The 12,477-nt window shown below is 67.3% G+C and carries 17 protein-coding genes and 1 riboswitch; of the genes, 4 read left to right on the top strand and 13 right to left on the bottom strand.

Annotated elements, in window-relative coordinates:
• Positions 1 to 62: 62 nt before the first annotated feature.
• From E8F12_RS07160 to nrdR, 12 genes are all read right to left on the bottom strand, one after another.
• On the bottom strand, positions 63 to 860 hold the full coding sequence (locus E8F12_RS07160; RefSeq protein WP_280324578.1) for a cobalamin-binding protein: 798 nt from the start codon (positions 858 to 860) through the stop codon (positions 63 to 65).
• The gene (locus tag E8F12_RS07165) at positions 860 to 1,279 is read right to left on the bottom strand and encodes an MFS transporter (RefSeq protein ID WP_280324579.1); all 420 of its coding nucleotides are present in this window, start codon (positions 1,277 to 1,279) and stop codon (positions 860 to 862) included. Before E8F12_RS07165 ends, E8F12_RS07160 begins: the two co-directional genes overlap by 1 nt.
• Positions 1,276 to 1,890, bottom strand: coding sequence for a GTP cyclohydrolase II (gene ribA, locus E8F12_RS07170; RefSeq protein WP_280324580.1), 615 nt, complete (start codon positions 1,888 to 1,890; stop codon positions 1,276 to 1,278). The genes E8F12_RS07165 and ribA overlap by 4 nt, the downstream gene beginning before the upstream one ends.
• A 107-nt stretch (positions 1,891 to 1,997) precedes the next feature.
• Positions 1,998 to 2,651 carry a TIGR02281 family clan AA aspartic protease gene (locus E8F12_RS07175; protein ID WP_280324581.1) on the bottom strand — a complete coding sequence of 218 codons (654 nt, stop codon included), beginning with the start codon at positions 2,649 to 2,651 and terminating at the stop codon, positions 1,998 to 2,000.
• 84 nt (positions 2,652 to 2,735) lie between these two features.
• Positions 2,736 to 3,236 carry a phosphatidylglycerophosphatase A gene (locus tag E8F12_RS07180; protein ID WP_280324582.1) on the bottom strand — a complete coding sequence of 167 codons (501 nt, stop codon included), beginning with the start codon at positions 3,234 to 3,236 and terminating at the stop codon, positions 2,736 to 2,738.
• A complete protein-coding gene (thiL, locus tag E8F12_RS07185; RefSeq protein ID WP_280324636.1) occupies positions 3,229 to 4,197 on the bottom strand; it encodes a thiamine-phosphate kinase in 969 nt (322 codons plus the stop codon). The genes E8F12_RS07180 and thiL overlap by 8 nt, the downstream gene beginning before the upstream one ends.
• A 13-nt stretch (positions 4,198 to 4,210) precedes the next feature.
• Positions 4,211 to 4,684: a transcription antitermination factor NusB gene (gene nusB / locus E8F12_RS07190; RefSeq protein ID WP_280324583.1), complete on the bottom strand. Its 474-nt coding sequence runs from the start codon at positions 4,682 to 4,684 to the stop codon at positions 4,211 to 4,213.
• Positions 4,681 to 5,157 carry a 6,7-dimethyl-8-ribityllumazine synthase gene (ribE, locus tag E8F12_RS07195; protein ID WP_016490611.1) on the bottom strand — a complete coding sequence of 159 codons (477 nt, stop codon included), beginning with the start codon at positions 5,155 to 5,157 and terminating at the stop codon, positions 4,681 to 4,683. The genes nusB and ribE overlap by 4 nt, the downstream gene beginning before the upstream one ends.
• Positions 5,158 to 5,218: 61 nt before the next feature.
• The gene (ribBA, locus tag E8F12_RS07200; RefSeq protein WP_280324584.1) at positions 5,219 to 6,313 is read right to left on the bottom strand and encodes a bifunctional 3,4-dihydroxy-2-butanone-4-phosphate synthase/GTP cyclohydrolase II; all 1,095 of its coding nucleotides are present in this window, start codon (positions 6,311 to 6,313) and stop codon (positions 5,219 to 5,221) included.
• 17 nt (positions 6,314 to 6,330) lie between these two features.
• Positions 6,331 to 6,993: a riboflavin synthase gene (locus E8F12_RS07205; RefSeq protein ID WP_280324585.1), complete on the bottom strand. Its 663-nt coding sequence runs from the start codon at positions 6,991 to 6,993 to the stop codon at positions 6,331 to 6,333.
• Between the two features lie 219 nt (positions 6,994 to 7,212).
• Positions 7,213 to 7,359, bottom strand: a riboswitch (FMN riboswitch).
• Between the two features lie 91 nt (positions 7,360 to 7,450).
• Complete coding sequence (gene ribD / locus E8F12_RS07210) at positions 7,451 to 8,554, bottom strand: bifunctional diaminohydroxyphosphoribosylaminopyrimidine deaminase/5-amino-6-(5-phosphoribosylamino)uracil reductase RibD (RefSeq protein WP_280324586.1); 1,104 nt, start codon at positions 8,552 to 8,554, stop codon at positions 7,451 to 7,453.
• Positions 8,554 to 9,018, bottom strand: coding sequence for a transcriptional regulator NrdR (nrdR, locus tag E8F12_RS07215; RefSeq protein ID WP_280291946.1), 465 nt, complete (start codon positions 9,016 to 9,018; stop codon positions 8,554 to 8,556). Before nrdR ends, ribD begins: the two co-directional genes overlap by 1 nt.
• Positions 9,019 to 9,131: 113 nt before the next feature.
• Here nrdR and E8F12_RS07220 point away from each other — a divergent pair, with 113 nt between their 5' ends.
• The 3 genes from E8F12_RS07220 to trxA all read left to right on the top strand — a co-directional run bounded on the left by E8F12_RS07220 (position 9,132) and on the right by trxA (position 11,314).
• On the top strand, positions 9,132 to 9,557 hold the full coding sequence (locus tag E8F12_RS07220; protein ID WP_280324587.1) for a YbaY family lipoprotein: 426 nt from the start codon (positions 9,132 to 9,134) through the stop codon (positions 9,555 to 9,557).
• Positions 9,554 to 10,207 carry a 50S ribosomal protein L11 methyltransferase gene (locus tag E8F12_RS07225; RefSeq protein ID WP_280324588.1) on the top strand — a complete coding sequence of 218 codons (654 nt, stop codon included), beginning with the start codon at positions 9,554 to 9,556 and terminating at the stop codon, positions 10,205 to 10,207. Before E8F12_RS07220 ends, E8F12_RS07225 begins: the two co-directional genes overlap by 4 nt.
• Positions 10,208 to 10,444: 237 nt before the next feature.
• Positions 10,445 to 11,314 (top strand): thioredoxin, encoded by an 870-nt coding sequence (gene trxA, locus E8F12_RS07230; RefSeq protein ID WP_280324589.1) that lies wholly within the window; start codon positions 10,445 to 10,447, stop codon positions 11,312 to 11,314.
• A gap of 107 nt (positions 11,315 to 11,421) precedes the next feature.
• On the opposite strand, the gene E8F12_RS07235 is transcribed toward trxA, so the two are convergent.
• A complete protein-coding gene (locus E8F12_RS07235) occupies positions 11,422 to 11,769 on the bottom strand; it encodes a hypothetical protein (protein WP_280324590.1) in 348 nt (115 codons plus the stop codon).
• 104 nt (positions 11,770 to 11,873) lie between these two features.
• Between E8F12_RS07235 and E8F12_RS07240 the strand changes: the two genes are divergently transcribed.
• Positions 11,874 to 12,440, top strand: a complete 567-nt coding sequence (locus E8F12_RS07240; RefSeq protein WP_280324591.1) for a DUF2796 domain-containing protein — start codon at positions 11,874 to 11,876, stop codon at positions 12,438 to 12,440.
• The last annotated feature ends 37 nt before the right edge of the window (positions 12,441 to 12,477 follow it).

Below are 12,477 nucleotides of genomic sequence, written 5' to 3' on the forward strand. Positions count from 1 at the left end.
AAGCCCTGGCACGGAAAGTTGGGCTTCGCGGCACTCAGCCCAACCTACGTGCTCCAGCTATCCTACTTGGCCTGTTCCAGCAAGCGGCACAACTTCTCGGTAGCCCCCAGCATCTGGAAACTCGGCCGTTCAAGGCCTCGATCCGGCACCGGCCAGACCTGCCCCTTCCTCACCGCCGCCAGCTGCGGCCAGGCCTTCCAGGCGCCGGCCTGGGTCGGATCGCTCACCAGGATCACCGCCGGGTCGCGTTGCAGCACCGCCTCGATGCCCACCTGGGGCGCCGGCAGGGCGAGGTCGGCGAAGACGTTCTCCGCGCCGCAGAAACGCAGGGCATCGCTGACGATCTGCTTGCCGCCGAGCGTGTAAAGCGGCTTGTCCCACACCTGGTAGAAGACCTTCAGCGGCACCTCGCGCCGGTAGCGCTGACGCAGCTCGGAGAGCCCCGCCTCGAAACGCGCGGCCAGCCGGCGGCCCTGTTCGGCGCGGCCGACCCGCTCGCCTATCTGGATGAAGGAATGGGCCAGCTGCGCCAGGTCGCGCGGCTCTACCACCAGTTGCGGCACCGCGAGCTGCTTCAGCTGTTCGCGCCCGGTGGCGCCGACACTGTCGGGCCAGAGCAGCACCAGGTCGGGCTTGAGGGCGAGCAGGCTTTCCGGCTGCAGCTGGCCATAGCGCCCCACCGACGGCAGGCCGGCCAGCGCCGCCGGGCGTTCGCCGCCGTCGAGCACGCCCACCAGCAGGTCGCCGGCGCCGAGGTCGAGCATGGTTTCGCTGAGGGAAGGCGCCAGGCTGACCACCCGCAGCTGCGCCGCGGCAGGCAGCGCCACGCACAGCAGCAGGAAGGCGAGCAGCCGGCGCATCAGCCGAGCTGGCGAGGAATTCGGTAGAGGTAGAGCAGCACCAGGCTGCCCAAGGCAAGAAGGATCAGCGCCACGGTGTTCAGGCCGACGAATACCGCCAGGGCGGCAGTCCAGGCCGGCAGGCCCGCGGCGAGGAACGCGATGCGCCGGCGCCGGGCCAGTTCCAGCCAGGCGCCGGGTTCTTCGGCACGGCCCAGGGCGGCTTCGGTAGCCACCAGTGCGCGCTTGTAGGCGGAAAACAGCGGCAGGCTGAGGAACAGGGAGGCCATCGCGACGATGAACAGAGGCATCTGCAGCACAGGCAGCACCGGCTCGGTATCGCCTAGCAGGTAGGTCAGGACAACGAGCGGCGCCAGGGTGTAACCCACCTGGCGCCACCAGGCCAGGGCCAGCCGGCGGCGGACTTCCTTGCGGGTCACAGCTCGGCTTCCGCCTGGTGCATGTTGCCGAGCATGTGCCCGAGCTTGCCGGCCTTGGTCGCCAGGTACTTGCGGTTGTGCTTGTTCAGGCCGGTATGCAGCGGCACCCGCTCAACCACGTTGAGGCCATAGCTTTCCAGCGCCTTGACCTTGCGCGGGTTGTTGGTCATCAGCTTGATGGCGCGGACGCCCAGGTGTTCGAGCATCGGCTGGCACATGGCGTAGTCGCGCTGGTCGGCGCCGAAACCCAGGCGCTCGTTGGCTTCTACGGTATCGGCGCCGCCATCCTGCAGCTCGTAGGCGCGGATCTTGTTCAACAGGCCGATGCCGCGGCCTTCCTGGCGCAGGTAGAGCAGCACGCCGCAGCCAGCATCGGCGATGGCGCGCAGGGCAGCTTCGAGCTGGAAGCCGCAATCGCAACGCAGACTGAACAGCGCGTCGCCGGTGAGGCATTCGGAGTGCAGGCGGCCCAGGACAGGTTCGCCGTTGGCTACATCGCCCAGGGTCAGGGCGACATGCTCCTTGCCGCTGGCCTCATCGAGGAAACCGTGCATGGTGAACACGCCGAAGGGCGTGGGCAGCTGGGAGGCGGCGACGAAAACGACAGACACCGTAGGGCTCCTGAAATTTGCAAGGCCGGCATTGTAACAGCAGCTTTAACCGGCAGGTCAGACAGAATAGTTGGGGATAAATATCGAATGACTGGAACGACGCCCCACTAGAATTTCGATTCCAGCAACAGCACGCCCTGCTCCTCGCGCCAGCGCACCCGGTTGAGGAAGCTCATGCCCAGCAGCACCTCGACTGGCGCCTCGCCTTCGATCACCGCGCCTTCCACACCGAGCACCTCGATGCCGCCAACCTTGACCCGGTCGAAGGTCACTCGCCAGGCGTTGACCGTGCCGGCTGCGGTGCTGGCCTTCATGGGCAGGCCCTTGACCCGGTAGTCGATGCCCAGGCGGCGCGCCTGGCCCTCATTCATGGCGACACTGGTCGCGCCGGTATCCACCAGGAATTGCACCGGATGGCCGTCGATGGAGCCAGCCGCCTGGAAGTGCCCGTTGTTGCCACGGGCGATGCTCATCTGCGTCTTCTGCGGTGCGCCGGGGCTACCGGCCTGGTTGTACTCGCGGGACAAGCCGTAACTGCGTTCCACACCGTCGACGCGCAACACCGCGCCCTTGCTGTCAGCGCTGATCACCTGCACGCCGCCGGGGCCGGTCTGGCCCACTTTCACCAGCTTGCGCTGGCCATCGACATTGAGCACCGCGGCGCCGGGAAAGAGTCCCACCACCTGCACCTGGGTTGCGTTCGCGAACACCGGGCAGAGCGCCAGCAGGAAGGCGATGGTAGGCAGATCAGGGCGCAGCATGGGGTGTCTCCAGGTCCTAGTCGAAGAAAAGACTCGCTTGCAATGGACGAAGGCGGGCTCGACGTGCCCGGGCGGCATCACGGTCTAGGCCACGCCCCAGACGATCAGCTGCATCGCCAGCCAGGCGAAGACGCCAGCCAGCACATCGTCGAGCATGATTCCCACGCCGCCATGGACGTGGCGGTCGATCCAGCGGATCGGCCAGGGCTTGAGGATGTCCATCACGCGGAACACCAGGAAGCCCAGCAGCAGCCAGTGCCAGCCTTCCGGCACCAGCCAGAGGGTGATCCACATGCCGACCATCTCGTCCCAGACGATGCCTTCATGATCGTGCACGCGCAGGTCATCTGCCACCTTGCCGCACAGCCAGAAGCCGAACAGCATGGTCAGTCCCAGCATCAGCCAATAGCCCCAGTCCGGCAGCATCTGCCAGAGAGGTATGAAGGGCAGCGCTACCAGCGAACCCCAGGTACCCGGCGCCTTGGGCAGGGTGCCCGAGCCGAAGCCGAAGGCGATGAAGTGCCAGGGATTGCTCCACACCGAATGGGGGATAGGTTGCGGCGTGGCCGACTCGTGATCAGTCACCTTGACTCCCGAAATGTTGATAGCCCAGAGCCGGCGGTTGCAGTTCGGCGCCGGCCTTGTCCAGCAGGTGCACGCCCTGCCCCGCCTCGACCCGGCCGATCACCGCCACCTCCGGCCAGTCGGCCTGGATGGCTGCCAGCTCGCTGGCAGGCAGGGTAAAGGCCAGGCGGTAGTCATCGCCACCCGCCAGCGCACAATTGAGGGCGAAATCCCTGGGAAAGAGCCCTTGGAGGGCGGGCGACAACGGAAGGCGCGCGGCCTCGACCAGCAGCGCCACACCGGAGGCCCTGGCGATATGGCCGCAATCGGCCAGGAGGCCGTCGGAGATATCCAGCGCCGACGTGGCCCGGCCGCGCAAGGCTTCGCCCAAGGCCAGCTGCGGTTGCGGCGCCCAGTAGCGTTGCAGCAGGTAGTGCGCATCAGGGCCGTCGTCTTTCCGCTCGCCCAGTACCAGCGGCAGGGCGCCAGCGCCATCGCCCAGGCTGCCGCCGACGCAGAGCAGGTCGCCTGGGCGCGCGCCGGAGCGGGTCAGCGCCTGGCCAGCGGGCAGGCGGCCGAACACGGTCAGGGTCAGGCTCAGCGGGCCGCGGGTGGTATCACCGCCCACCAGCCCCAGCCGGCAGTCCCGCGCCATGGCGCAGAGGCCACGGGCGAAGCCGTCCAGCCAGTCGGCACGGGCGTCGGGCAGGGTCAGGGCAAGGGTGAAGGCCACGGGTGCAGCACCCATGGCCGCCAGGTCGCTGGCGGAAACCGCCAGCGCGCGCTGGCCGAGCAGGAAGGGGTCGGCATCCTGCGGGAAGTGCACGCCGGCCACCAGGGTGTCGGTGGACACGGCCAGTTGCTCGCCGGGCGGCAGTTGCAGCAGGGCGCAATCGTCACCTATGCCAAGGGCAATGCCTTCGCCGCCCGCCGCACAGGCGGCGGAGGCGAAGAAGCGGCGGATCAGCTCGAACTCACCCACTTCAGGGCTGCGATCAGCGCTTGCCGCCACGGACTTCGGCAGCACGCAGGCGCGGCGCCAGCTTGTCCAGTACGCCGTTGACGAACTTGTGTCCGTCGGTGGCGCCGAACACCTTGGCCAGCTCGATGCCTTCGTTGATTACCACGCGGTACGGCACGTCCTGACGGTTCATCAGCTCGTAGGTGGAAAGGCGCAGGATCGCCAGCTCCACCGGGTCCACTTCCTCGAGGGCGCGGTCCAGGCAGGGCAGGAAGGCCGCGTCGATCTCGGTCTTCTGGCGCGGCACGCCGTGGAGGATCTCGTGGAAGTAGGCGCCATCTACCGTGCTGAAGTCGTTGTCGACGCGGAACTGCGCCTCGATCTCGTTGAGCGGCTGGCCGGCGATGTGCCAGGAGTAGAGCGCCTGCATCGCCAGGCTGCGGGCCTGGCGACGGGCTGCGATCTTGCCTTTCGGTGCCTTGGGCGCCGAACCTTCTGTGTTGCTCACTTGGCCTCCAGGGCAGCCAGCAGGCTGACCATCTCCAGGGCGGACAGGGCGGCTTCGGCACCCTTGTTGCCGGCCTTGGTACCGGAACGCTCGATGGCCTGCTCGATGGAATCGACGGTCAGCACGCCGAAGGCGACCGGTACGCCGAACTCCATGGAAACCTGGGCCAGGCCCTTGGTGCACTCGCCGGCAACGTATTCGAAGTGCGGGGTGCCGCCGCGAATGACCGCGCCGAGGGCGATGATGGCGGAGTACTCGCCTTGCTGGGCGACCTTCTGGGCCACCAGCGGAATTTCAAAGGCGCCGGGCGCGCGGATGAGGGTGATGTCGCTTTCGCTGACACCGTGGCGGACCAGGGCGTCTACGGCGCCACTCACCAGGCTTTCCACGACGAAGCTGTTGAAACGGCCGACCACCAGGGCATAGCGGCCTTTGGGGGCGATGAAGGTACCTTCGATGGTCTTCAGGGACATGGGCGAGTTCTCGTCAATTAAAGAGCGAGGGCCCCGGCCTTGACGGTCGGAGCCCTGCGGGTCATTCAGCGGGCAGGTATTCTACAACTTCCAGGTCGAAACCGGATATCGCGTTGAACTTCATCGGCGAGCTCATCAGGCGCATCTTGCGCACCCCGAGGTCGCGGAGAATCTGCGATCCGGCACCGACGGTGCTGTAGGTGGTCGGGTTGGTGACCTTGGTTTCGGCTCCCAGCTGGCGCTCCAGGTGGGCCAGCAGCTGCGGGCCGGTGAGCGGGGTGCCGAGCAGCAGCACCACACCGCTGCCGGCGGCGGCCACTTCTTTCATGGCGGCGCGCAGGCTCCAGCGGCCGGCCTGATTGACCATGAACAGGTCGCGCAGCGGGTCCATGTTGTGCACCCGCACCAGGGTCGGCTCTTCCGGGCAGATCTTGCCCAGGGTCAGCGCCATGTGCACGTCGCCTTCCACGGCATCGCGGTAGGTCACCAGGTTGAAGTGGCCCAGTTCGCTGTCCAGCGGCTGCTCGGCGATGCGCTCGACGGTGCGTTCGTGGATCAGGCGGTAGTGGATGAGGTCGGCGATGGTGCCGATCTTGATCCCGTGCTCGGCGGCGAAGGCTTCCAGCTCCGGGCGACGGGACATGGTGCCGTCGTCGTTCATGATCTCGCAGATCACCCCTGAAGCCTCGAAGCCGGCCATGCGCGAGAGGTCGCAGGCCGCCTCGGTGTGGCCGGCGCGAGCCAGCACGCCGCCCGGCTGAGCCATCAGCGGGAAGATATGGCCGGGGCTGACGATGTCTTCGGCCTTGGCGTTCTTGGCCGCGGCCACCTGCACGGTGCGTGCGCGATCGGCGGCGGAGATGCCGGTGGTGACGCCCTCGGCCGCCTCGATGGAGACGGTGAACTTGGTGCCGAAGCCGGAGCCGTTGCGCGGCGCCATCAGCGGCAGCTTGAGCAGCTCGCAGCGCTCTCGGGTCATGGGCATGCAGATCAGGCCACGGGCGAACTTGGCCATGAAGTTGATGTGCTCGGCCTGCACGCACTCGGAGGCCATGATCAGGTCGCCTTCGTTCTCGCGATCCTCGTCATCCATGAGGATGACCATCTTGCCCTGGCGGATATCTTCGATCAGTTCGTCGATGCTGTTGAGAGCCATGGGCCCTCCTTATGAATTCAGTGTTTGAGGTAGCCGTGTTCGGCGAGGAAGCTTTCGGTCAGGCCGGACGCCTGGGGCTCGGCAGCCTTGTCGCCGAGCAGCAGGCGCTCCAGGTAGCGGGCCAGCAGGTCGACTTCCAGGTTGACCCGGCGTCCGGGTCGGTAGTCGGCCATGATGGTCTCGCCCAGGGTGTGCGGGACTATGGTCAGCTCGAACTCGGCGCCATTGACCGCGTTCACCGTAAGGCTGGTGCCGTCGACCGTGATCGACCCTTTCAGGGCAATGTATTTCGCCAGTTCGCGCGGTGCGCGGATCCTGAACTGCACGGCACGGGCATTGTCTTCCCGCATCACCACCTCGCCGATGCCGTCGACATGGCCACTGACCAGGTGGCCGCCCAGGCGGCTGGTGGGAGTCAGGGCTTTTTCCAGGTTGACCGGGCTGCCGGGCTTGAGGTCGTCGAAGGCGGTGCAGGCCAGGGTCTCGCGGCTCACATCGGCCCAGAAGCCGTTGCCCGGCAGCTCCACCGCGGTGAGGCAGACGCCGTTGACCGCGATGCTGTCGCCCAGCTTGACGTCGGCGAGGTCCAGCTTGCCGGTTTCCACCAGGACGCGGACGTCGCCGCCCTTGGGCGTCAGTGCGCGGATAGTGCCGATGGCTTCGATTATGCCGGTGAACATGGGACCTCCAGAACGTGCTGCGGACCGGCCGAGGCCGGCGAAAGACGCATTATAGGCGCCCGCCCTTCGTCCGCGCGCTGGCGGGCCGCCGGCGCCGGAAGGGTGTGGGCTGTTGCATGTGACATCGATGGAACTCCTGTTTCGTGAAAAACAGGGCGTATCGGATCGAAAGGGATCTGGCGGGTGCAGGCACGGACGTACCCTGGCCCAGGCAGGCAATCCCGTTCTCTCTTCATCCGGACTATTACCGTCGGCCCCGGGATCGCACCGGGTCTGCTGACCTCGTCATCAACGAGCGCTCGCGGGCTATGCGCTTACTGCGCAATTACCGCCGGTGGGGACTTGCACCCCGCCCTGAGAACGTTTCAGCCATGCATCGAATAATGGCTGGCAGGCGTTTTATCACAGTCGTGAAGAACTTGCATCGGCTGCTCGCGCCATGCGCGCGGACGGGCAGTCATGCAGCCGGGCGGGGAACGGCGATGACTCGCCAGTCGTCGCCCACGGCGCGCATCTCGACGATCTTCAGTTCCTGGGCCTCGGTCATCCGCTCAAGGGGCCAGTCCAACAGCGGACGGGCGCTGGAGCCGAGGAACTTGGCGGCGATGAAGATCTGGTACTCGTCCACCAGTCCGGCACGGGCGAAAGCGCCAGCCAGTCGCGGGCCGGCCTCGACCAACACCTCGTTGGCGCCGCGGGAGGCCAGTTCCAGCAGCAGCCGGCGCAGGTCGACTCGGCCGTCGGTGCCAGGCAGGGCCAGCAACTCATGGCCCGGATACGGAGCGCTGTCCGTCACGGTCACCACCAGCGCAGGGCCAGCCTGGAAGAAGGGCGCGGAAGCGGGCACCCGCCGGCGGCCGTCCACCAATACCCGCAGCGGCGGGCGGCTGACAGCCAGCGCGGAGAGTTCCGGGTCCAGGCCCAGCTCGTCCGGGCGCACGGTCAGGCGCGCGGCGTCGGTCAGCACGGTATCGGCGCCGGTCAGCACCACGCTGGCGCGGGCACGCAGGCGCTGCACCGCGGCGCGGGCCTCGGGGCCGGTGATCCACTGGCTTTCACCGCTAGCCATGGCGGTGCGGCCGTCCAGGCTCATGGCCAGCTTGACCCGCACGAAGGGCAGGCCCTGCTCCATGCGTTTGATGAAACCGGCGTTCAGCGCCCGCGCCTCGGCCTCCAAGACGCCGCTCTGCACGGCGATACCGGCGTCGGCCAGGCGCTTGAGACCGTTGCCGGCGACCTGGGGATTGGGGTCCTGCATCGCTGCCACCACGCGCCCCACCCCAGCGGCCACCAGGGCATCGGCGCAGGGCGGCGTGCGGCCATGATGACTGCAGGGTTCGAGGGTGACGTACGCGGTGGCGCCGCGAGCCAGCTCGCCGGCCTGGCGCAGGGCGTGGACCTCGGCATGGGGCTCGCCGGCGCGGACGTGCCAGCCTTCGCCCACTACCTGGCCGTCGCGGACGATGACGCAGCCCACGCGCGGGTTGGGATGGGTGGAGTAGATGCCTTTGCGCGCCAGCTCCAGGGCGCGGGCCATGTGGGCCTGATCGTTGCCGGCCATCAATCTTTCGACGGCTCGCGGGCCAGGCGCTCGATCTCCTCGCGGAACTCGTTGAGGTCCTGGAAGCGGCGGTAGACCGAGGCGAAGCGGATGTAGGCAACTTCGTCGAGTTTCTGCAGCTCGGCCATCACCAGTTCGCCCAGCACCCGCGACTTCACCTCGCGCTCACCGGTGGCGCGCAGCTTGTGCTTGATATGAGCGATAGCCGCTTCCAGGCGCTCGATGCTCACGGGGCGCTTTTCCAGCGCGCGCTGCATGCCGGCACGTAGCTTGTCCTCGTCGAAGGGTTGGCGGCTGCCGTCCTGCTTGATGAGGCGGGGCATCACCAGTTCGGCGGTCTCGAAGGTGGTGAAACGCTCTTCGCAGGCCAGGCACTCGCGACGCCGGCGCACCTGATCGCCCTCGGCGACCAGCCGCGAATCTATGACCTTGGTGTCGTGGGCGCCGCAGAAAGGACAGTGCATGGCGTTGGGGGGGCATCGGCAAAAAAGGGTGGCCCATGGTAGCGCATCCCCGGGGCAAGACAAGCCGGCGGCTTTGCGCTATAAGGCCCGCGCACAGAGATCAGGAAGCCCGCATGCGCCCACTCCTCCCACTTCTCCTGGCCACCCTGCTGGCGGCCTGCGCCAGCGAGCCGCCTGTCCCGGCCAAGCCGGCCAGCGCGCCGCCCAAAGTGGAAGCGGCCACGCCCGGCCATCTGCGCGAACTCAGCGGCTCGCTGCAGCTGCCGCCGGAAGGCAGCGAAGTGGAGCTGGCCCTGCTGCAGATCGACTCCCACGACCGCCCACAACGCCTGCTGGCCAGCCTGGTGCTGAACGGCAACGGCGGCCCGCTGCCGTTCCGCCTGCTGTTCAACCCCGAATCCTTTCCCCGTGGCGAGCGGGTGGAGCTGCGTGGCCGCGCCAGCCTGTCCGGGCGGCTGATCCTCAAGCTGCGGCCGATCCTCATCCTGCAGCCGGAAAGCCGCGCCCTGGGCCCACTGCAGATGGTGCCTGCGCCATGAAGCCCCCGCAGCAGCTGCAACAGGCCCTGAATCAGTTGCTGGGCGACGCCAGCCTCAGCGTCGAGACCCTGCCCGGCACCGATCTCAAGCTCTGGCTGATCGACGCCAGCAACATGGACCGCGCCTTCAGCCCCGAAGAAACCCGGCGCATCCTCGAAGAGCCGCCCTACTGGTGCTTCTGCTGGGCCAGCGGCCTGGCCCTGGCGCGCTGGCTGGCGGAGAAGCCCGACTGGGTGGCCGGCAAGCGCGTACTGGACTTCGGCGCCGGTTCGGGCGTCGCCGCCATCGCCGCAGCCAAGGCCGGCGCCGCCGAGGTGGTGGCCTGCGACCTCGACCCGCTGGCCCTGGAAGCCTGTCGCGCCAACGCCGAGCTGAACGGGGTGCAGCTGAATTACTCGGCGGACTTCTTCCAGGAGGAAGACCGCTTCGACCTGGTAATAGTGGCCGACGTGCTCTACGACCGCGCCAACCTGCCACTGCTCGACCACTTCCTCAGCCGCGGCCGCCAGGCCCTGGTGGCCGACTCACGGGTCCGCGACTTCCAGCACCCGCTCTACACCCGCCTCGCGGCGCTGGACGCCTGCACCTGGCCGGACCTGGCCGAGCCGGCGGAATTCCGCACTGTGAGCCTGTATCACGCGATTCGCTGAGGCACAGACGGCGCCTTGGTGAGGGAAACCTTGTGGGGGCGAATTCATTCGCGATGAAGCGCGCAGCGCTCCGAATCCGTTTCCGGGGCCGGACCTTCGGCCCGGTTGGCGAATGAATTCGCCCCCACAGGTGAAGCAGACCGGGTGGCGGGAAAGCTCCGCGCTCGTGCGGGGCATATTCATCCCCCGCCGGCAGCCGTATGATTCGCCCATCCTTTCGCGCTTTCGAGAACACAGATGAGCGACATTCCCTACATCTTCGATACCACCAGCGCCGACTTCGACCAGGCGGTGATCCAGAACTCCTTCCACAAGCCTGTGCTGGTGGACTTCTGGGCAGACTGGTGTGCGCCCTGCAAGGCCCTGATGCCACTGCTGGCACAGATCACCGAGTCCTACCAGGGCGAGCTGCTGCTGGCCAAGGTCAACTGCGACATCGAGCAGGACATCGTCATGCGCTTTGGCATCCGCAGCTTGCCCACCGTGGTGCTGTTCAAGGACGGCCAGCCAGTCGACGGTTTCGCCGGCGCCCAGCCGGAGTCGGCCATCCGCACCATGCTCGAACCCCATGTGCAGCTGCCGGCCACGCCCCAGGGCAACCTGCTGGACGCCGCCCAGGCCGCCTTCACCGAGGGTCGCATCAGCGAGGCCGAGAACCTGCTCAAGCAGCTGCTGACCGAGGACAACAGCAATGCCGCCGGGCTGATCCTCTATGCCCGTTGCCTGGCCGAACGCGGTGAACTGGGCGAAGCGGAAACCGTGCTCAACGCGGTGAAGAGCGACGAACACAAACAGGCCCTGGCCGGCGCCCGAGCCCAGTTGACCTTCCTCCGCCAGGCCGCCGACCTGCCCGAAGTGGCCGACCTGAAATCGCGCCTGGCACAGGATGCCGGCGACGACGAGGCGGTCTACCAGTTGGCCATCCAGCAGCTGTCCCGCCAGCAGTACGAACCCGCGCTGGACGGCCTGCTCAAGCTCTTCGTGCGCAACCGCAACTATGCCGACGGCGTGCCCCACAAGACCCTGCTGCAGGTGTTCGACCTGTTGGGCAACGACCACCCGCTGGTCACCACCTACCGCCGCAAGCTCTACCAGGCCATTTATTGACCAGCAGCCCTTCGGACTGCCTGGCGAATGAATTCGCCCCTACAGAGGCCCGAACCTTGTAGGGGCGAATTCATTCGCCAACCGGGGCGCGGCCCCGGCCAGCGACCTTAGCCCTTCCAGATGTAGAGCGGCGCGTCCTCCCCCGCCTCGACATGCACCTGCTCGCTATGACGCAAACGCACCAGCAGGCGCTTGCCCACCGCCATGCCGCCGGCCAGGGCCTCCAGTTCGGCCAAGAGGCGCGGGCCCTCCATCTGCCCGGCCTCGCGCAACAGCTGCTGGGCGGTCTCCCAGAGCGCATCGTTTCCCCCGCCAGCGCGGGTCGGCGTCACGGCCGGGGCCTTGGCCACCGCTTCGACCGTCAGTCGACTGGCCAACTGGTCCCAGTCCTCGGCGTCCATCTCGACCGTCAGGTCCACCGGCCAGTTGCCGATCTGTCCACGTATGCGCAGCATGTCCAACTCCTCCAGGAACGAATGGCAATGCTCCCACGGTGCTGGCGGGCTGGAAATATTTGTTATAACGTAACTCTAATTTTTGTCCTTGCCGGAGACCATCCATGCGCCGCCTGCTGCTCGCCCTGCCCTTCGCCCTGCTGCCCCTGGCCGCCGCCCAAGCCGAGGAGCACCACCACGATCACGACGAGCACGGCAGCCTCGGTGCCCACGAGCATGGCGTCGCGCGCCTGAACGTCGCGCTGGCCGACAAGACCCTGGAGCTGGAATTGGAAAGCCCGGCCATGAACCTGGTGGGCTTCGAACACGCGGCGAAGAGCGACGCCGACAAGGCCAGGGTCGCCGCCGCCCGCGCCGAACTGGAACAGCCCCTGGCACTCTTCGCCATCCCCACTGCCGCCGGCTGCAAGGTGGCCGACCAGGAGCTTGCAAGCCCGCTGTTCGGCGACGAGGACCATGAGGAGCACGCAAAAGAGCACGACCACAAGCACAGCGAGGTCCACGCCCACTACCAGCTGCAGTGCGACAGTCCCGATGCGCTGAAGGCCCTGGACCTCTCCGTCTTGTTCAAACGCTTCCCCTCCACCGAGAAAATTCAGGTACAACTGATCGGCCCGCAGGGCCAGCAAGGCGCGGAACTGTCCAAAGCCAACGCCAGCCTGAGCTTCTAACTTCTTGCAGACCCAGCCGGGGCAACCCGGCTGCCTC

Source organism: Pseudomonas sp. BN102, from assembly GCF_029871245.1.
In the GTDB taxonomy this organism is placed as follows: Bacteria; Pseudomonadota; Gammaproteobacteria; order Pseudomonadales; family Pseudomonadaceae; genus Metapseudomonas.